17 protein-coding genes are annotated in these 17,893 nt (G+C 71.1%); 7 read left to right on the plus strand and 10 right to left on the minus strand.

The annotated features are described in order from the left end of the window. Window positions 1–27: 27 nt before the first annotated feature. Window positions 28–495 carry a type II toxin-antitoxin system Phd/YefM family antitoxin gene (locus FCI23_RS60320; protein ID WP_246144245.1) on the plus strand — a complete coding sequence of 156 codons (468 nt, stop codon included), beginning with the start codon at window positions 28–30 and terminating at the stop codon, window positions 493–495. On the opposite strand, the gene FCI23_RS31520 is transcribed toward FCI23_RS60320, so the two are convergent. From FCI23_RS31520 to FCI23_RS31535, 4 genes are all read right to left on the minus strand, one after another. Continuing rightward, the gene (locus FCI23_RS31520; protein ID WP_169317017.1) at window positions 461–3,127 is read right to left on the minus strand and encodes a beta-galactosidase; all 2,667 of its coding nucleotides are present in this window, start codon (window positions 3,125–3,127) and stop codon (window positions 461–463) included. The two genes, FCI23_RS60320 and FCI23_RS31520, sit on opposite strands and share 35 nt — an antisense overlap. Window positions 3,128–3,232: 105 nt before the next feature. Further along, the gene (locus FCI23_RS31525) at window positions 3,233–4,486 is read right to left on the minus strand and encodes an HRDC domain-containing protein (protein WP_136727389.1); all 1,254 of its coding nucleotides are present in this window, start codon (window positions 4,484–4,486) and stop codon (window positions 3,233–3,235) included. Between the two features lie 182 nt (window positions 4,487–4,668). Beyond that, a complete protein-coding gene (locus FCI23_RS31530; protein ID WP_136727391.1) occupies window positions 4,669–5,331 on the minus strand; it encodes a response regulator transcription factor in 663 nt (220 codons plus the stop codon). Window positions 5,332–5,719: 388 nt separating this feature from the next. Beyond that, window positions 5,720–6,343 carry a DUF3000 domain-containing protein gene (locus FCI23_RS31535; RefSeq protein WP_136727393.1) on the minus strand — a complete coding sequence of 208 codons (624 nt, stop codon included), beginning with the start codon at window positions 6,341–6,343 and terminating at the stop codon, window positions 5,720–5,722. 90 nt (window positions 6,344–6,433) lie between these two features. Between FCI23_RS31535 and hemE the strand changes: the two genes are divergently transcribed. Next, complete coding sequence (gene hemE, locus FCI23_RS31540) at window positions 6,434–7,480, plus strand: uroporphyrinogen decarboxylase (RefSeq protein WP_246144243.1); 1,047 nt, start codon at window positions 6,434–6,436, stop codon at window positions 7,478–7,480. Window positions 7,481–7,643: 163 nt separating this feature from the next. On the opposite strand, the gene FCI23_RS31545 is transcribed toward hemE, so the two are convergent. After that, the gene (locus tag FCI23_RS31545; RefSeq protein WP_136727397.1) at window positions 7,644–8,558 is read right to left on the minus strand and encodes a DUF4349 domain-containing protein; all 915 of its coding nucleotides are present in this window, start codon (window positions 8,556–8,558) and stop codon (window positions 7,644–7,646) included. A 125-nt stretch (window positions 8,559–8,683) separates the two neighbouring features. Between FCI23_RS31545 and hemG the strand changes: the two genes are divergently transcribed. Both hemG and hemQ read left to right on the plus strand, forming a co-directional pair. Then, window positions 8,684–10,087 carry a protoporphyrinogen oxidase gene (gene hemG, locus FCI23_RS31550; RefSeq protein WP_136727398.1) on the plus strand — a complete coding sequence of 468 codons (1,404 nt, stop codon included), beginning with the start codon at window positions 8,684–8,686 and terminating at the stop codon, window positions 10,085–10,087. A gap of 49 nt (window positions 10,088–10,136) precedes the next feature. Then, window positions 10,137–10,865, plus strand: a complete 729-nt coding sequence (gene hemQ, locus FCI23_RS31555) for a hydrogen peroxide-dependent heme synthase (RefSeq protein ID WP_136727400.1) — start codon at window positions 10,137–10,139, stop codon at window positions 10,863–10,865. Between the two features lie 77 nt (window positions 10,866–10,942). Here the strand turns inward: hemQ and FCI23_RS31560 are convergent, their stop codons facing one another. From FCI23_RS31560 to FCI23_RS31575, 4 genes are all read right to left on the minus strand, one after another. Further along, window positions 10,943–12,100: a DUF1996 domain-containing protein gene (locus FCI23_RS31560; RefSeq protein WP_136727402.1), complete on the minus strand. Its 1,158-nt coding sequence runs from the start codon at window positions 12,098–12,100 to the stop codon at window positions 10,943–10,945. Between the two features lie 13 nt (window positions 12,101–12,113). Beyond that, the gene (locus FCI23_RS31565) at window positions 12,114–12,860 is read right to left on the minus strand and encodes a DUF4142 domain-containing protein (RefSeq protein ID WP_136727404.1); all 747 of its coding nucleotides are present in this window, start codon (window positions 12,858–12,860) and stop codon (window positions 12,114–12,116) included. Window positions 12,861–13,064: 204 nt separating this feature from the next. Continuing rightward, window positions 13,065–14,387: a DUF692 domain-containing protein gene (locus tag FCI23_RS31570; protein ID WP_136727406.1), complete on the minus strand. Its 1,323-nt coding sequence runs from the start codon at window positions 14,385–14,387 to the stop codon at window positions 13,065–13,067. Window positions 14,388–14,722: 335 nt separating this feature from the next. After that, window positions 14,723–15,520: an aminoacyl-tRNA hydrolase gene (locus FCI23_RS31575; RefSeq protein ID WP_136727408.1), complete on the minus strand. Its 798-nt coding sequence runs from the start codon at window positions 15,518–15,520 to the stop codon at window positions 14,723–14,725. Between FCI23_RS31575 and FCI23_RS31580 the strand changes: the two genes are divergently transcribed. The 3 genes from FCI23_RS31580 to FCI23_RS31590 are packed head-to-tail and all read left to right on the plus strand — an operon-like array spanning window position 15,462 to window position 17,663. Beyond that, a complete protein-coding gene (locus FCI23_RS31580) occupies window positions 15,462–16,139 on the plus strand; it encodes an AIM24 family protein (RefSeq protein ID WP_136727410.1) in 678 nt (225 codons plus the stop codon). The genes FCI23_RS31575 and FCI23_RS31580 overlap by 59 nt on opposite strands. A 7-nt stretch (window positions 16,140–16,146) precedes the next feature. Continuing rightward, entirely contained in the window at window positions 16,147–16,986 is an 840-nt protein-coding gene (locus FCI23_RS31585; RefSeq protein ID WP_136727475.1) for an ATP-binding cassette domain-containing protein, read from the plus strand. 5 nt (window positions 16,987–16,991) lie between these two features. Continuing rightward, complete coding sequence (locus FCI23_RS31590) at window positions 16,992–17,663, plus strand: ABC transporter (RefSeq protein WP_136727411.1); 672 nt, start codon at window positions 16,992–16,994, stop codon at window positions 17,661–17,663. Window positions 17,664–17,732: 69 nt separating this feature from the next. Here the strand turns inward: FCI23_RS31590 and FCI23_RS56845 are convergent, their stop codons facing one another. Then, entirely contained in the window at window positions 17,733–17,885 is a 153-nt protein-coding gene (locus tag FCI23_RS56845) for a hypothetical protein (RefSeq protein ID WP_169317018.1), read from the minus strand. Window positions 17,886–17,893 lie beyond the last annotated feature (8 nt).

Here is a 17,893-nt window from a genome sequence, read left to right on the forward strand (position 1 = left end):
GTTTTCGTCGCGGCGGCTCCGAAGGCCATGCTACTCGTGGGTAACCGGTGTGCACAGCACCCCACGTCGGAGCGGCGAACGTCACAGGTTTTCTGGCTGCCCGCCTGCCCCTTTTTACGCCCTCCGGACGGGCTGCGACGCGGTCCGCGACCGGCCCGGCGCTGTTCCTCTTCCTCGCCGGGCGCCAGACCCACGTCGCTGCGTGCCATCTCCCCGGCGCGCAGGCACTCCCAGCACGGGCCGTTCCCGGGAACGCGGTCCTGTGGTGGCAAGCGGCTCGTCCAGCAGGCCCGCGCCCAAGCCAGGACGCATTTCTCCCGGATCCTGGAACAGGTCGCGCGCGGCGAGAAGGTCGTAATCAGCAAGGCAGGAGAGCCGCTGGCCCACAGCCGTCACACGCGGGGCGGATCCGGCGAGAGTGAGCCACATCGAGGCAGGCCGCCCCGTGCGGCTCGCTGGCTCACGGCACGTCGGCGTAGCTCAGCGGCGTCGTGAAGTTGCCGGTGGGGGTGAGGGTGACAGTGGGGGCGGGGCCGTTGATGGCGGCGATGGCGAGGGTGTTGCGGCCGTGGGTGTGCAGGAGGCCCGGGGGGACCGGGAAGGCGGTCTGGGGGCCGAGTGCGGGGATGTAGTGGCCGATGAGGTAGCCGTTGAGGTAGAGCTGCGCGCGGGAGAGGCCGGAGACGGTGAGGGAGACGGGGACGTCCTGGCCCGGGGGGAGGGCGAGGGAGAAGGCGGTGCGGGCCCAGAGGACGCCCGGGGCGGTGGCGGGTGCCGTGATGGACCAGCCGGCGTCGGGGCGGGCGGGGAGGTGGAAGCCGTGGTGCTCGCCGTAGAGGCCGCCGTTGTTGAGGGGGCCGCGGACGGGATCGGGCAGGCCGCCCCGGATACGCCAGCTGATCGGTTGCGCGGAGCCCAGCAGGGATGCCGAGACCAGGCCGCGGGGCTGCTTGTGGGAGTCGTTGTCGTGGAAGTCCTGCTCATGGCCCATGTTGACGGTGAGGACGGACAGGACGTTGTCCTGGCCGGGCTTCAGGGCCTCGGCCGGGAAACCGAGATCCCTGCCGGTGCCCAGGTAGTGGCCGTTCAGCCAGGCGAGATGGGTGCCTGCCTTGCCGGTGGAGACGGTGAGGGCGGCGCCGGTCTCCTCGCCGGTGGCGGTGAAGTGGCCCTGGTAGCGGACGGCGCCGGCGTGGTAGCCGTAGAGGTCGGCGTTGAGGGACGGGCCGGCGGCGGTGCGCCACGTGCGGTCGTCCTCGGTGGCGGGCTCTTGGGCGTACTTCCAGCCGGAGAGCTCGGGCATCGTGACCGGCCCGGGCCCGGGGAGCTCGCCGCCGAGGACCGGTCTGCCGTTCCAGGTGACGGCGGCGGCGCGGGCGCCGTCGAAGACCGCCAGCCGGGTCGGCCGGTCGGTGTCGCCGGTCAGCTTGAGCACCCCGTTCCCGTACGCCGCCGTACGCACCAGCTCCGGGCCGCGCACCAGCGACGGGCCGACCCGCCAGAAGGTGTCGGCGGTCGCGTCGTCCGCCAGCAGGAGCAGCAGCGGGGTGCCGCCGCCGGTCGGCTGGACGAGGACCCGGGCGAGGCCGAGGTGGGTGTAGTCCAGCATCAGGTCCCCGGCGTTCCAGGTGTGCCGCACCGCGCCGGACAGCACTGTCACCCGGGGCTGCGCGCCGTACCGCAGGACGGTTCGGCCCGGCTGCCCCGGGCGGCCGTACAGCAGGGCGATGTCGCGGTCGCCGAAGGTGCCGTGCGTCATGATCTCGGAGGTGGAGTACTGGAGCCGCTGGTGGTCCATCGTGTAGTCGGCGACCAGGAGCTTTGAGTCCCGGCCGGCGATGGTCACCGGGATGTCCAGGTGACCGCCGAGGGTGATGAGGGCGGTGTCGGTGGCCTTGTCGTTGACGTCCTGGTGGCGTACGACGGCGAAGGTCGTGCATGTGTCGGGATTGCGGCGGGTGCGTTGCAGCACGGCGGTGCTGCTGGGCGCCGGGACATCGGTGACCTCGTCGGTCTTGGTCAGCGGGGCGACGGACTGGACGAAATAGCCGAGCCGCTTGTCGACCAGGTACTTCTCGGTCAGCGTGCGGTCCTCGCGGATCGGCGCGCCGTAGTCGTAGGAGGTGTAGACCGAGCCGGGGGTGGCGAGGTAGCCCCAGGAGGTGCCGCCGTAGGCCATGTAGAAGTTCTGCATGGTGGCGCCGGAGGCGATGTTGTTCTCGTACGCGGCCTTCTCGAAGTCGCCGTCCGTGAGCTGCCGGCACTTGTCGTAGCCGGGGCCGCCCCACGGGTCGAAGGCGCCGCCCTGGAACTCGGGGAGGAAGAGCGGCTCGCCCGGATTGTGGGAGAAGGCCATGTCGGGGAGCTTGTTCCAGACGTCGGGGTGCGAGCAGTTGAACTCCTGCGGATACCGGTCGTACCCGTCGATGTCCAGCTCCTTGGTGAAGATCCCCTTGTGGTTGCCGGTGAGCGGCACGCTGATTCCGTCGGCGCGGGCCTTGTCGCGCAGGTGCTGGATGTAGGCATGGCCGTCGGGAGTGTCCCGGTAGTACTCGTTCTCCACTTGGTACGCGATGACGCTGCCCTTGCCGTCGGTGAGCTGGTGGCGGGCGATGACCGGGTCGATGTGGGACAGCCACTCGTCGGCGGCGGCGAGATAGCCGGGGTCGGTGGAGCGGGCATGGCCCTTCTGGACGGCCAGCCAGCCGGGAAAGCCGCCGCCGTCGGTCTCGGCGTTGATGTACGGGCCGGGGCGGGCGATGACGTAGATGCCCACCTCGTCGGCGATGTCGAGGAGGCGGTCGACATCCCGGATGCCGGTGAAGTCGTAGACACCGGGAGCGGGGGAGTGGAAGTCCCAGTCGAAGTAGATGGAGGCGGTGTTGAAGCCGCCGGACTTCATCTTCTGCAGCACGTCGCGCCAGGCGTCGGGGCTGGGGAGGCGCCAGTAGTGGAAGTCGCCGGACCAGATGTAGAGGCGACGGCCGTCGATGCTCAGGGAGTGGTCGTCGTATGTGATCGTGTGGGCCTGGTGCGCGGCGGCGGAGTAGGCCTGCGCCGGGCCGAGGGCGGCCAGCAGGACGGGCGCGAGCAGGGCCGCCGCGCGGCAGGCTTTTCGGGGGCGCACTGGGCGAGCGTAGGTTTGCGCGCCGGGGGTGACAAGGCGCCGCGCGCCCCGTCGGGTGCCCGGGCCCCGCATGGCGCAGGGGCGCCGCCAGTGGGCCCCTGCCTCCTACTGCGGTGCCTGCACCGGGCCTTCCACGGCCAGCGCGGCGGTCAGCGGCACGGTCACCAGACCGACCTGCCAGGGGCGGGCGCCGAGGCCGGAGAGGATGGCGGAGACGGCCTCCGGGGAGATCTCCGCCGGCGGCTCCCAGCAGAGCCGGCGGACGGTGTCCGGGGTGATGAGGTTCTCCTGGGGGAGATTGAGCTCCTCGGCGAGGGCGGAGACGGAAGCGCGGGCCGCGGAGAGCCGGGCGGCGGCGGCCGGGTCCTTGTCGGCCCAGGCGCGGGGCGGCGGGGGGCCGGTGAAGGAGGGGCCGGGCTGGGGGAGCTCGCGGTCGGGGAGGGCGCGGGCGCGGTCGATGGCGGCCTGCCACTGTTCGAGCTGGCGGCGCCCCATGCGGTGCCCGAAGCCGGGCAGGACGGCGAGCGCGTGGACGTTCAGCGGCGAGTCGAGCGCGGCGGCGACGATCGCGGCGTCGGTGAGCACCCGGCCCGGCGAGACGTCGCGTTCACGGGCGACACGGTCGCGGGTGTTCCACAACTCCCGTACGACGGCGATCTGCCGGCGCCGCCGCACTTTGTGCATGCCGGACGTACGCCGCCAGGGGTCCACCCGGGGCGCGGGCGGCGGGGCGGCGGCGATCGCCGCGAACTCCTCCAGGGCCCAATCGAGCTTGCCCTGCTCGCGCAGCTCGGCCTCCAGCGCGTCGCGCAGGTCCACCAGCAGCTCGACGTCCAGGGCCGCGTAGTGCAGCCACGGCTCGGGGAGCGGGCGGGTGGACCAGTCGACTGCGGAGTGGCCCTTCTCCAGGGCGTACCCGAGTACGTTCTCGACCATGGCGCCGAGACCGACCCGGGGGAATCCGGCGAGCCGGCCGGCCAGCTCGGTGTCGAAGAGACGGGCGGGGCGCATCCCCGTCTCCTCCAGGCACGGCAGGTCCTGGGTCGCGGCGTGCAGCACCCACTCGGCGCCGTCGAGGGCGGCACCGAGGGTGGAAAGGTCGGGGCACCCCACGGGGTCGATCAGCGCGGTCCCTGCTCCGGCGCGGCGCAGCTGGACCAGGTAGGCCCGCTGCCCGTAGCGGTAGCCGGAGGCGCGCTCGGCGTCGATGGCGACCGGTCCGGAGCCCGCGGCAAAGGCCGCCACGATGTCGGCAAGGGCGTCCGGGCTGGCGGTCACCGGCGGGATGCCCTCGCGCGGTTCCAGCAGCGGGACCGGCGCCGGGGCAGCCTGGGTCGCGGTCTCTCTGGCGTCGGTCACGTGTAAAGGGTAGCTGTGCACAGCAAGCGCCCGCCGACGGAACGTTCCGTCGGCGGGCGGAGATGTGCGCCGGTACACGTCGTGGGGGAGCGGAGGCGGGTTCCCCGGCCCTCCAGGGCACCTCAGGTCACTTCGGATCACGTGGAGTCACTTGGAATTATTCGGAGTCATTGGGAATCGGCTCAGTGGATGATCCCGGTACGCAGCGCGACCGCGACCATGCCGGCCCGGTCGCCAGTGCCGAGCTTGCGGGCGATACGCGCCAGATGGCTCTTCACCGTCAGCGCGGACAGCCCCATCGAGACGCCGATCGCCTTGTTGGACTGGCCCTCGGCGACCAGTCGCAGTACCTCGACCTCGCGGCCGGACAGCTCCCGGTAGCCGCCGCCGTGCCCCGGGGTCCCGGGCGGCCGGCGCTGGATCCGGGCGCCCACCGCGCCGATGGGGGCGGCGCCGGGGCGGCCGGGGAATCCCAGGCTGTTGCGGGTGCCGGTGACGACATAGCCCTTCACGCCGCCCGCGAGGGCATTGCGTACGGCGCCGATGTCGTCGGCGGCGGAGAGTGCGAGGCCGTTGGGCCAGCCTGCCGCGCGGGTCTCGGCGAGGAGGGTGAGGCCGGATCCGTCGGGGAGGTGCACATCGGCAACGCAGATGTCGCGGGGGGTGCCGACCCGGGGCCGCGCCTCGGCGATGGACGACGCCTCGATCACATCGCGCACTCCGAGCGCCCACAGGTGGCGGGTCACGGTGGAGCGGACGCGGGGATCGGCGACGACCACCATGGCGGTCGGCTTGTTCGGGCGGTAGGCGACCAGGCTTGTGGGGTGTTCGAGAAGAACCGACACCGGGCCTCCTGAGGAGTGGCTTTGGAAGGGTCACAGTTCCCTTCGGCAGCTCTAGGGCCCGGCTTTAGAGAAAGATCACGATTTGTTGGTAACAATTCCGGCAATTCGGACGCGCTTACGATCCTCTGTGGTAAGCGGTGCCACTTGGGCCTGACGGCCGCCGCAGCTGATTTGCCTCCCCCGGATACCTCCCCCAGCCTTCGGCCGGGAGGCGCCCTCAGCGCGGCCCGGCGTGTGGCCGTGGAGCGCGCTGGGGGCACCTCCCAGGCAGTAGCTGGGGGAGGCAATATCAAGCCGCAGCGGCCGGACAGCGGGGAGCGCCTGCTACGGGCTTCACGTTCCGCCCCGCGCGATGCCTGCCCGCCACCACCCCGGGGCGCCCCGGCCGTCAGCCGCGCGGGCCCCGGCGGTTGGGGAGCGGCAGCACTGTCGGCATGGCGCCGGCCGGCGGCAGCCCCGCGCTCGTACACAGCAGATCGCACCACGCCGCGAGGTGCGCCGCCGCGTCCGGCACCCCGCCCGGCCCCTCGCGCGGGGTCCAGGACGCCCGGATCTCGATCTGGGTCGAGTCCGCGCGGTCGGCGAGCGCGCCGAAGTAGTGCGACGAGGCCCGTGACACTGTGCCGCTGGGTTCCAGGTGCAGGGCGCCGTGCGCCTCCAGTGCGCCCATCAGCCACGACCAGCTCACCTCGGGCAGCAGCGGGTCGGCCGCCATCTCCGGCTCCAACTCCGCCTGTACGAGGGTGACCAGCCGGAAGGTGCCGCGCCAGGCCTCCGGCCCGTCCGGGTCGTGGAGCAGTACCAGCCGGCCGTCGGCCAGCTCCTCGCCCTCCGGCTCCGCGGTGACGGCCGCTTCGAGCGCGTACGCGTACGGCGCGAGGCGCCGTGGCGCCGGGATCGGGGTGAGCTCCACCCCGGGGCGTACGTGCGCGCGCAGCAGCGCGTCGACCGCGTGCTGGAACGGGAGAGGGGCGTCGTCCCCGTCCGAGAGGTGCCCATGAGCCGTTGCCATGGGCGGAAGACTAGGCGGAACGAGGGCCCCAGTAGTGGAGGAAGGCCCGGGTGGGCGGGTCGCCCGGTTGGCGCATGCGAAGATTTCGGGGTGAGTACGCACCAGCAGACCGCTGCTTCCCCCTTCATCCTCGCCTGCCGCCGTGAGCCCGTGCCGCACACCCCCGTGTGGTTCATGCGCCAGGCCGGGCGCTCGCTGCCGGAGTACCTGAAGGTGCGCGAGGGGACCGCCATGCTGGACTCCTGCATGCGGCCCGATCTCGTCACCGAGATCACACTGCAGCCGGTGCGCCGGCACAAGGTCGACGCGGCGGTCTACTACAGCGACATCGTGGTGCCCCTCAAGGCAATCGGCCTCGACCTGGACATCAAGCCCGGAGTCGGACCGGTCGTCGCGCAGCCGATCCGCTCCCGGGCCGATCTGGACCGGCTGCGGCCGCTGGACCCGGACGACGTCAAGTACGTCACCGAAGCCATCGGCATGCTCACCGGGGAACTGGGCGCCACGCCGCTCATCGGCTTCGCCGGGGCGCCCTTCACCCTGGCCAGCTATCTCGTCGAGGGCGGCACCTCGAAGAACCATGAGCGCACGAAGGCGCTCATGTACGGGCAGCCGGAGATCTGGGCCGAGCTGCTCGACCGGCTGGCCGATATCACCGCTGCCTTCCTGAAGGTGCAGATCGAGGCCGGGGCAAGCGCGGTACAGCTCTTCGACTCCTGGGTCGGCGCGCTGGCTCCGGCGGACTACCGGCGGTACGTCATGCCGGCGTCCGTGAAGGTCTTCGACGCCGTCGCGGGCTACGGCGTGCCCCGGATCCACTTCGGGGTGGGCACCGGTGAGCTGCTCGGCCTCATGGGCGAGGCCGGTGCCGATGTCGTCGGCGTCGACTGGCGGGTGCCGCTGGACGAGGCCGCCCGCCGGGTCGGCCCCGGCAAGGCGCTCCAGGGGAACCTGGACCCGGCGGTGCTCTTCGCCGGGCAGGAGGCGGTCGAGGCCAAGGCACGCGAGGTGCTGGACGCTGCGCGCGGCTTGCCGGGGCATGTGTTCAACCTGGGGCACGGGGTGCTGCCGAGCACGGATCCGGACGCGCTGACGCGGCTGGTGGAGTTCGTGCACGAAGCGACTGCGTCGAGCTGAGCGTTGCGCTGCGTTGTGCTGCGTTGGGCATGGAAGGGTGCGTTTTCGGCCTGCGGGCCGGTGGTCGGTGCCCGCGCCTGGGGCGCGGGAGTCGCCCGCAGTAACGGGTGGGCGGGAGGGCGGGGTAGGCCCGCCGGAGGCGAGGCGGGCCTACGTACGCCCGTCAGGTGTCGTCGCTGTGCGGCTCCGGGTGTGCCGGGAGGCGTTTGCGGACGGCGCGGTAGACGAACCACCCGGCCAGGCCCAGCGCAGCGAAGGGCAGGACGGCCGCCAGGGCCATCAGGACGCCCCGCAGGGCGACGTAGAAGGCGTGCCAGCCGCCGGTGAGGGCGTTGCCGACGGAGGCCCAGAAGCCGTCGGCGGCCTTCGGCTTCGCGGATGCCGGCTTGGCGGCGGGTTCGGTCAGCACCAGCGTGACCGTGGCCATGCCGGTTCGTTCCTTGAGGGACGCTTGCTGGGCCTGGAGGGACTCCAGGTCGGCCTCGCGGGTGCTGAGCTGGCCTTCCAGGCTGACGATGTCGCTGATCTTGGTGGCGCGGTTCATCAGCTCGCGGACCCGGGCGACGCTCGCCTGCTGCGTCTTGATGCGGCTCTGGACATCGACGACCTGCTCGGTGACGTCCTGGGCGCTGACGGTACGCCCGAGGAGTCTGCCGAGCCCGGCGAGGTCGCCGAGGACCCTGTCGTACGTGTCCGGCGGCACCCGCAGTTGGAGCCGGGAGTGCTGGAGGCCCTTGCTGTCGAGCGAGGTGTTCTCGTCGCCCACATAGCCGCCGGCGCCGGCGACAAGGGTGCGGGCCTGGGCGAGCGCGTCGGCGACGTTGTTCGCCTGAACGGTGAGTGTCGCCGTACGCACGATGTAGGACTGGGCGAGGCTCGATGTCTTGCTGTCGGTCTTGGTACCGCTGCCGGTACTGCCGGCGCCGGCAGTACCGGCAGCCGCGGGAGCGGCCTGCCTGCCTGCGGCGGCCTTGCTGTCTGCCGAGCCGCCGCTGCTGGAACCGCCACTGCAGCCCGCGAGGGCGAGTGAGGCGGTTATCAGTACTGCGGCCAGAGCGGCGAATGGTCGTCTCTGCATCACGGTCCCCCCAAAGGTCCGGTTGTTGTGCCGATTCGACGTACTGTCCGGTCTGGGCGTTGCGTATCGCTGATCCCGAAGAGGTCACGGTTCGGGCTCGTAATGGCGTCTGAGACAGTGGAGACATGAGCTCAGACGTGGTCGTCGTGGGCGGCGGGATCTCCGGACTCGCCGCGGCATATTTCCTGGCGGAGCGCGGGGCGCGGGTGACCGTGCTGGAGTCCACGCCACGGCTCGGCGGGAAGCTGTACGCGGACGAGATCGCGGGCGTACCGGTGGACCTCGGGGCCGAGTCGATGCTGGCGCGGCGGCCGGAGGCGGTCGGGCTGGCGAAGGCGGTCGGGCTCGCGGACGCTCTGGAGGAGCCCGCGACGGCGAAGGCGTCGCTGTGGACCCGGGGGCGGCTGCGGCCGATGCCCAAGGGCCAGCTGATGGGCGTGCCGGGGGACATGACCTCGCTGGCGGCCTCCGGGGTGCTCTCGGGTACCGGGCTGGCGCGGCTGCCGCTGGATCATGTGCTGCCGCGCACGAAGGTCGGCGAAGACGTGGCGGTGGGCGGGTTCGTGGCGGCCAGGATGGGACGCGAGGTCGTGGACCGGCTGGTGGAGCCGCTGCTGGGCGGCGTGTACGCGGGCAACGCGTACGAGATCTCGCTGCGCGCCGCGGTACCGCAGCTCTACGAGGCCGCGCGGACCGGCCGCTCGCTGATCGAGGGCGTACGGGACATCCAGCGGCGGGCCGCCGCCCAGCAGGACGGGCCCGCCGCCCCGGTGTTCGCCGGTATCCGCGGCGGCGTCGGGCGCCTGCCGCTCGCGGTCGCCGACGCGTGCCGTGCCGCCGGCGCCGTTATCGAGAGCGGCACGCTGGTGCGGGAGCTACGGCGGTCCGCCGCGCACCGCTGGCAGGTCGTCGTGGACGGCGACCGGGTGCTGGACGCGGACGCGGTGGTGCTCGCGGTGCCCGCCGGCCCCGCGGCGCGACTTCTGTCGGCCGAGTCGCCAGGGGCGGCGGCGGAGCTGTCGGCGGTGGAGTACGCGAGCATGGCGCTGGTGACGATGGCCTTCCGGCGCCGTGACCTGGCCCTGCTGCCGCCGGGCAGCGGTTTCCTGGTGCCGCCCGTCGACGGCAAAACGATCAAAGCGTCCACCTTCTCCTCCCGTAAGTGGGGCTGGATCGGTGAGGCGGACCCGGAGACCTTTGTGCTGCGAACCTCCGTCGGCCGGTACGGCGACGAGGCGGATCTGGCCTGGGACGACACCGATCTCGTGCGGCTGTCCCGGCGCGACCTGGAGGAGGCCGTGGGCCTCACCGCCGCACCCGTCGCGGCCCGCGTCACCCGCTGGGACAGCGGGCTGCCGCAGTACCCGGTGGGGCACCTGGGGCGGGTGGCCCGGATTCGGGAGCATGTCGGCAAGCTGCCCGGTCTGGCGGTATGCGGGGCGGTCTACGACGGCGTGGGCATTCCGGCGTGCATCGCGAGCTCCCGGAAGGCGGCGGACGCGGTCCTGAGCGGCCTGCGGCCGGTCTGAAACGAGACCCTGGCGACCGAACCCTCCCGTCGCGCGGGAGAATGGCTGTATGAGCGATTCCACTGAGGCTGCCCCCGCCAAGACCCCGAATGCCGGCAAAAAGGCCAAGGACATCAATGAGGTCATCCGTTACACACTGTGGTCGGTGTTCAGGCTGCGCGATGTGCTGCCCGAGGACCGCTCCGGGTACGCGGACGAGGTGGAGGAGCTCTTCGAGCAGCTCGCCGCGAAGGACGTCACCGTACGCGGCACCTATGACGTATCGGGGCTGCGTGCCGACGCCGACCTGATGATCTGGTGGCACGCCGAGACGTCCGAGGAGCTCCAGGACGCCTACAACCGCTTCCGCCGCACCAAGCTGGGCCGCGCGCTGGAGCCGGTGTGGTCCAACATGGCGCTGCACCGCCCGGCCGAGTTCAACAAGTCGCACGTCCCGGCGTTCCTCGCTGACGAGACAGTGCGCGATTACGTGAGCGTGTACCCCTTCGTGCGCTCCTACGACTGGTACCTGCTGCCGGACGAGGACCGCCGCCGGATGCTCGCCGATCACGGCAAGATGGCGCGCGGTTTTCCGGATGTACGTGCCAACACCGTGGCGTCCTTCTCGCTGGGTGACTATGAGTGGATCCTGGCGTTCGAGGCGGATGAGCTGTACCGGATTGTTGATCTGATGCGTCACCTGCGGGCGTCGGAGGCGCGGCTGTATGTGCGTGAGGAGGTGCCGTTCTACACCGGGCGGCGTAGGGCGGTCGCTGATCTGGTGGCGGGCCTGGCCTGAGGGACGGAGCAGGAAACGGCTGTGGGGCAGGGCCGAAGCCCTGCCCCACAGCCGTGTCTACCGGAGGGGATCCGGGGTCAGCAGTTCTTGCCGCTGTTGATGCAGCCGACGATCTGGTTCATGAGGGTCGCGCCGGTGAAGTTCGCGAAGTCCGCGTGGTCGGTGACCGGCTTGTGGTTCTGGTCCGGGAAGCTGTCGACCGCGAAGTTCGGGCCGGCGGCCACCGTGTAGACCAGCCGGTACTCCAGCGCCGGGACGGCCTTGAAGCCCGCCTGGCACTGGCCCGCGCCATCGGGGAAGACGATGTGGGTGCGGTGGTTGGCGCTGTCGGTGTTGACGCCGTCCCAGCAGCTGGGGAAGTCCAGGGTGCGGACGACCTTGCTGCCGCTCGGGCACAGCGGGTACTTGTCGGTCAGCTGCACCTTGTCCTCGAAGCCGGTGCAGCTCCACTGCGCCTTGGCGTTGCCGGTGCCGTTGGTGAGGGCCTTGGCGTCACCCGTGATGACCTTCAGGGTCTCCGGCATCGCGGTGACCTGGGAGTTCGCGCTGCCCTTGAACTTGATGGTGACGGAGTCCGCCGTCAGGATCGTGCCGGTGTTGTTGTCGGCGCCGGGCGTGTCGTTGGCGCTCAGGTTACGCAGCACGGGCCAGAAGTACGCCGACTTGTCGTTGTTGGCGCAGGTGGTGCCGCCGGCGGCGAGCGTCTGGTTGGTGGAGAAGCCGTTGGTGGTGAGGTTGCCGACGTAGTCGTGGGTGTGCTGGGCGCCGTTGGCGACGCCGGGTGCCACGATGAAGTTGTCGGGGTTGAAGTGCTTGTTCTCGTTCTTGCCGCACTGCGCCACGAATGAACCCGTGGAGCCTCCGGCCAACTTCTGGGGCTTCACCACATTGGGCGTGACGGTGGTGATGTCAACGAAGTCGGCGTCGACGGGGCCGTTGGCCCGGGCGCCGGCCTGGCCGGTGCCCCCGGCGGGGGCGGAAGAGGAGGCGGAAGCACCGGCCGAGGCCGAGGCGCTGGCCGAGGCACCGGCTCCGGCGCCTGCGCCGGCGTTGTTGCTCCCCTGGTTCTTGTTCGTGTGCCCGTGTTGTCGGCCGTTGTGGCGCAGGGCCGCGTTGGCGGTTCCGTTGACCAGGGCGAAGGTGCCGCCCGCGCCGAAGAGGGCTAGTACGGCGATCAGCACAAGGTGCTTGGAACTCAACCGGCGGCGACGGTCGTAGCTTTGTCGTTTGGACATCAGACGCTCATTTCTACTGCGACGCGGGGGCTGAAGCCGCTGGGGGGAGGGAGAATGTGGCGGACGGGGTGACGATGACGGTCGGCGAGCCGGGCGGCGGTGTTGGCGCCGCCTGGGTGGCAATGCCCGACGGGCTCGCTGTCGTGTCGATGGCGATCTGGTCGAAGTTGACCAGGCCCGTCGCCTCAAGGACGGTCATATGGTCCAGGACGGTGGTGTTGGCCTGGTCGGCCAGCATCCGGACCAGCGAGTTGCGCGTTTGGGCCCGCACCTGCGAGACGAGTGAGAAGACCTTGCCGTGCTGGAGCCGCAAGAGGTTGGCGAACTTCTGGTCGAAGTCCACGCCGGTAGCGGCCGACAGTGTGACGAGGAAACTCTGCTGCAGCGGCGAGGGCTGGTTCGGCAGTGTGATGCCGAGCTGTGGCGCGATCTTGCGGGCCGTGGTGTCCAGATTCGTATGGCCGCCGATCAGATGCTGCCCAGCTGTCTTGACCGCGGCGGTCGTGCCCTTCTGCTCGGCCATCTGACCGGCTGGGAATTCCCACAGTCCAGCGAGTCGTACCTTAGTGACGAACTCGCGGTCGAGTGGTGTCATCGGTCCGAACTGGGTAGCCACGGTTTGGGCATTGATGTTGGATGCGGCATTCCCGATCACCCCGCTCTTGAACGTGGTCATGACGGGGTACAGCAGCGCGGCGAGTGTTACCGCCAGCGCACCGACAACAAGGCCGGTTCCCGTGAGGTACCGGGTGGATCGCATCAGGCCTCCTGGGTGTGAGCCGCCCGGCTCAGAGAGCTCAGGGAGCTCGCACTCGGCTTTCCAAGGTGCGACCGCACGCTAGTGCGTTTGATGCGTTCCCATCGCCGAATCGTCACGTCCCAGCGAAACTCGGGATTTCAGGGGCTGATGGTTGGTATGTTGCCCGGTTAACCCTCTGTGGCCTGAGTGTGCGTCGGCTGTGTGTCAGCGCACCCCCCGGCGGCCCCGTCCACGCAGCCGCCCGCGCCACGTCGGGGCCGGACCCGACCGCTCCCGCCACCACGCCGCAAGTTTTTTTCGGGCCCCTGCATCTACGGGCTGACCTGCGGAAAGAAGGTGTTCGGCGAAGCTCAGCGCATCCCGCCGGTAACCCCCGTTGAACGGACTCGCGGCCGCGTACGTAAGGAATGCCGGGCGGTAACTCTCGCCCAGGATGAGCGGGAGCTCGGGTGCGACCTTCGCTACGACGTCGCTGCGTTTGGCGGCGAGGGCCGAAAATTGTACCCGGATCCGCGCTCCGTCAAACCCTGCCGGAATCGGGGTGCCGGCGACAAGGGAGGAGAGCAATGCCGTTTGCGCGAGCGCGAGGCGGCTCCGCGAACCCGGCGTCGCGGTCCCGGGCCGGCGCGGTCCGATCCCGGCGGCGCGCTCCGCCGGGCGGCCGGAACCGGCGGCCGTCACCGCCCGTATCGCGGTCAGTTCCGCCCCCAGTTCCGCCGCGGGCGGGAAGTTGTCGTCCCGCTCCAGCAGCACTCCCGGCGGGCGGGTCCGCTCGCACAGCGCCGCCAGCACATCGAGGACGGGCCGGGTGACCGGGTGCGCGTGGCTGTCGTGCCACACGCCGTCCTTCTCCACCCCGCCCGCGACATGGACGTACGCGATCGCCTCGACCGGCAGAGCGTCCAACGCCGCGACCGGGTCCTCGCCGCGGTTGACGCGGTTGGTGTGGAGATTGGCCACATCGATCAGCAGCCGCACGCCGGTGCGCTCGACCAGCTCCGCGAGGAACGCCCCCTCCGACAGCTCGTCGTCCGGCCAGCCGAACAGCGCCGCGATGTTCTCCAGCGCCAGCGGTACCGGCAGGGCGTCCTGGGCGATCCGCACGTTCTCGCACAGCACGGCGAGCGCGTCGCGGGTCCGTGGCACGGGCAGCAGATGTCCCGCCTCCAGCTGCGCGGAGCCGGTGTGCGGGCCGCCGGCCCGTACGAACGCGATGTGCTCGGTGACGAGCGGCGCGCCCAGCGCCTCGGCGCGCTCGGCCAGCGCCGCCAGCCGCGCCGGGTCCGGGCGGTCGGCACCGCCGAGGCCGAGCGAGACGCCGTGCGGGATGACCGTGGTGCCGCGGTCGAGCAGGCGCCGGACGGGGTCCGGGAGATGGTCCGGGCAGATGTTCTCCGCGACCACCTCAACCCAGTCGACGTCGAGGGCCTCTACCGCGTCCGCGATTTCCGGGCGCCAGCCGATGCCTGTGCCGAGTGCCAGCTCTCTCGTGACGGGTTTCGTAGCGGCTTTCGTGGCGGCTTTCATAGCGGGGTCATGGCCCCGGCGGGGCCGGGCGAACCCTGCCGGGGCCGGATTCAGAGGTTGATTTGAGCTTAGAGGCCGCGCGAATAGGTGGGGCGGCGTCGCGGGGCGATGGGCGGCGCCTGGCGGCGTTGTCGTCGGTCGACTCTCCCCCAGACTCCGTCCGGGAGGTGCCCCCACCAAGCTCTCGGCTCCGCTCGAGCAGGGGGCACCCCCATCGCGTCGCCTCCCTCCTCCGCCTTGCCAGACTTGCCCCTCGCCCCGCTCCTTCCTCCACCCCACCTATTCGCGCGGCCTCTTATGAGCTTCGGCCCGGTGGCCGACCTGCCTGGTGCCGGTCACCGTGTGCGCAGCGCCGGGTGATCGGCGACCACGGTGCAGGAACCAGGGGCGATCTCGGTGAAGCCCGCGTCGCGGACGACGGGGAGCCCTGAAGCGGTGAGAGTCGACCAGCGGGCGGCGGACGGGGTGCGTACCGCCAGCGGGAACCCGGAGTCGCGCCAGGCGGCGCGCTCGTCCGCCGGGAGGTCCCACCAGGCGAGCTGGGCGCCGTGCCCGGCCTGTGCCATGGCCTTGCCCGCGGACATGTCCAGGCCGGGGCTGAGCCAGAGCACAGCACCGGCGAGATCCGGGCCGGACGGCGGCTCGGGGTCGTCGAGTTCGGTGCCGGAGACCTGGAGCTTGGCGAGATCCTTGGGCCAGCCGTCCAGCGGAACCGGCGGGAAGACCCGCACCTCGGCCGACTTGCCGGTGACGGTGATCCCGGGGAGGGCCTCCGCGCGACGCCATTCCGAGCCGCGGGCACGACGTACGACCTTGCGGATGCGGGCGTCCTCCCAGCCGCGCACGGCCCCGGCCCATTCGCCCTCGCCCAGCGCGCGTTCGTCGGAGAGGAACGTGAGCACGGCCCGCGCCGCTGTCTCCAGCGCGTCGGTGCGCGCCGGGGGAGCGGCCCGTTCGATACGGACGACGAGCGGGAGGACGTACTGGGGGGCGGCATCACGGTCGGTACTGGTCACCGGCCCAGTCTGCCAGGAGCCTCCCGGCGGGTGCGTCCGTGATGTGATGATGTCCTGCGTGCACAGCGACCTCTTCGCCGCCGACAACACGGCGCAGCCGGCCACCGAGCCCGGCATGACTCTCCAGAACGCCAAATCCATCAAGTACGCCGTCAACGGTGAGTGCTACGCCCGCCAGGGCGCCATGATCGCCTTCCGCGGCAACCTTCAGTTCGAGGTCAAGGGGCAGGGCGTCGGCAAGTTCCTCAAGCGCGCCTTCACCGGCGAGGGACTCCCGCTGATGTCCGTACGCGGCCAGGGCGAGGCCTGGTTCGCCCACGACGCCGCCAACTGCTTCGTCATCGACCTCGACCCCGGCGACGCACTCACCATCAATGGCCGCAATGTGCTGGTCTTCGACCCCACCCTCAATTACGAGATCAAGGTCGTGAAGGGCGCCGGCATGGTCGGCGGCGGCCTCTTCAACAGTGTCTTCACCGGCCACGGGCGGCTCGGCGTCATCTGCGAGGGGAACCCGATCGTCATCCCCGTCACCCCGCAGGCACCCGTCTACGTCGACACCGACGCCGTTGTCGGATGGAGCGCCCAGCTCCAGACCTCCATCCACCGCTCCCAGAGCTTCGGCTCCATGCTGCGCGGCGGCTCTGGAGAGGCTGTGCAACTCATGCTCCAGGGCGACGGCTTCGTCATCGTACGGCCGAGTGAGACCAAGCCCGAGCAGAAGCCGGCCAACTGACGTGCGCCTGCTTCTGGAGGGAGTCGGCCGGCGCTACGGGGCACGCGGGCCCTGGGTGCTCAAGGACGTCGACCTTGAGGTGGGCGGCGGCACGCTGCTGCGGGTCGAGGGCGCCAACGGCACCGGCAAGTCGACCTTCCTGCGGATCGTCGCCGGCATCGACCGGCCCAGCGCCGGGCGGGTCAGCGGGCGGGGACGTACCGCGTACGTTCCCGAACGGTTTCCGGCCGCGCTGCCCTTCAGCACGCACGGCTACCTCGTGCACATGGGACGGATCCAGGGACTGGGCACCGCGACCGCTTCCCGGCGGGCCGACCACTGGCTGGAGCGCTTCGGCATCGGTGCCTATGGCGGTACCCCGATGGACCAGCTGTCCAAGGGCACCAGCCAGAAGGCCGCCGTCGCACAGGCGTTCCTCGCCGAGCCGCAACTGCTGGTCCTCGACGAGGCCTGGACCGGGCTCGACCACGACGCCCGTACGCTCCTCGACGACGAGGTGCGCTCGCGGGTCGCGGCGGGCGGCACGGTGGTCTTCGTCGACCACGATCCGTGGCGGTTGGCCGGCGAGGCGACGGCCGTGCAGCGGGTGGCGGGGGGCAGGGTGACGGTCGTGGGAGGAGCGACGGCGGTCGGTGATCGTGTTGCCGGCCGTGTGCTGGTCGAGGCCACCGGATCCGGCGAGCCGCCCGTCCTGCCCGGGGGCGTTGTCGTGGAGGAGCCGGTCGTGGACGGGCTGTTGCGGCTCGCCGTCCCGGCCGATGAATCCGACGCCGTGCTGAGGGCGCTGCTCGCCGCGCGGCCGCCATGGCACATCCGTGCCGTACGACCCGAGGCCGGGGGCCGATAACCGTCATGACCGCTCTACTGCGCTACCAAGCCGCCCTGCTGCTCCGCTCCCACCGCTGGCTGCCGCCGCTCCTTCTCTACTGCGGCCTGATGACGATCGGAGTCTGGGCCACCGGCCAGCCGCTGCTCGACTCGCTGGGCTTCGCGGCCGCCGTGCTTCTTCCGGTGGCCGCCTGGTTCGTCCGGGTCTGTACGACCAACGAGCCGCCGGCCGCGCGTGCGATCGCCGCTGCCGCGACCTCCCCGGAGCGGGCGCATCTGGCCTGTGTTCTGACCGGCTTCCTCGCGGCCGCAGCGCTGGGGGCCGTTGGCACGCTCGTTGTCGTGGCTGTCAGCGATCCCCACACTTCCGATCACGTCAAGGAGATTCCGGTCGGGTCCGCGGCCGTCGCCGGGCTGCTCGCCGCGCTGGTCTCCGCCCTCCTCGGCACGGCTGTCGGCGCTCTCACCAACCCGCCTGTCCTCCGCCACCCGGGCTGGGCCGTCCCCGTGACCGGTTTGACGGTCCTGATCGTCCTTGTCACCTCTGGCTCGCCCGCGAACGCCGCCGTGAGCGGCCTTGTCAGTGGGTCCAACACGGGGGCGGTTTCGCTTCCGCTGCTGCCTTTTGCCTTGGCGGCGGCGATTGCCGGGGTGGGTACGGGGGTCGCTTGCGCGCTCAGCTCCAGGCGGGGGTGATCTTTCCGATCGGTGCTCTGCGCCGGGGTTTGGGGGCGCTTTGTTCGGTGGGTCCCAGCGCGGGGCGGGTCAGCGGCCGGGCCGGCGAACGCCGCCGTCGGCGGTCTTGTCAAGCGGGTCCAACACGGGGGCGGCCACCGGGGTGGTGTGCGCGCTCAGCTTCTCGGCGGGGGTGTTCAAGAAGTCCCTGTCTGGATCACCGTCCGGTGGTATGATCTTCACTGATAAAT

The sequence above is a fragment of the Actinacidiphila oryziradicis genome (genome assembly GCF_005047355.1).
In the GTDB taxonomy this organism is placed as follows: domain Bacteria; phylum Actinomycetota; class Actinomycetes; order Streptomycetales; family Streptomycetaceae; genus Actinacidiphila; species Actinacidiphila oryziradicis.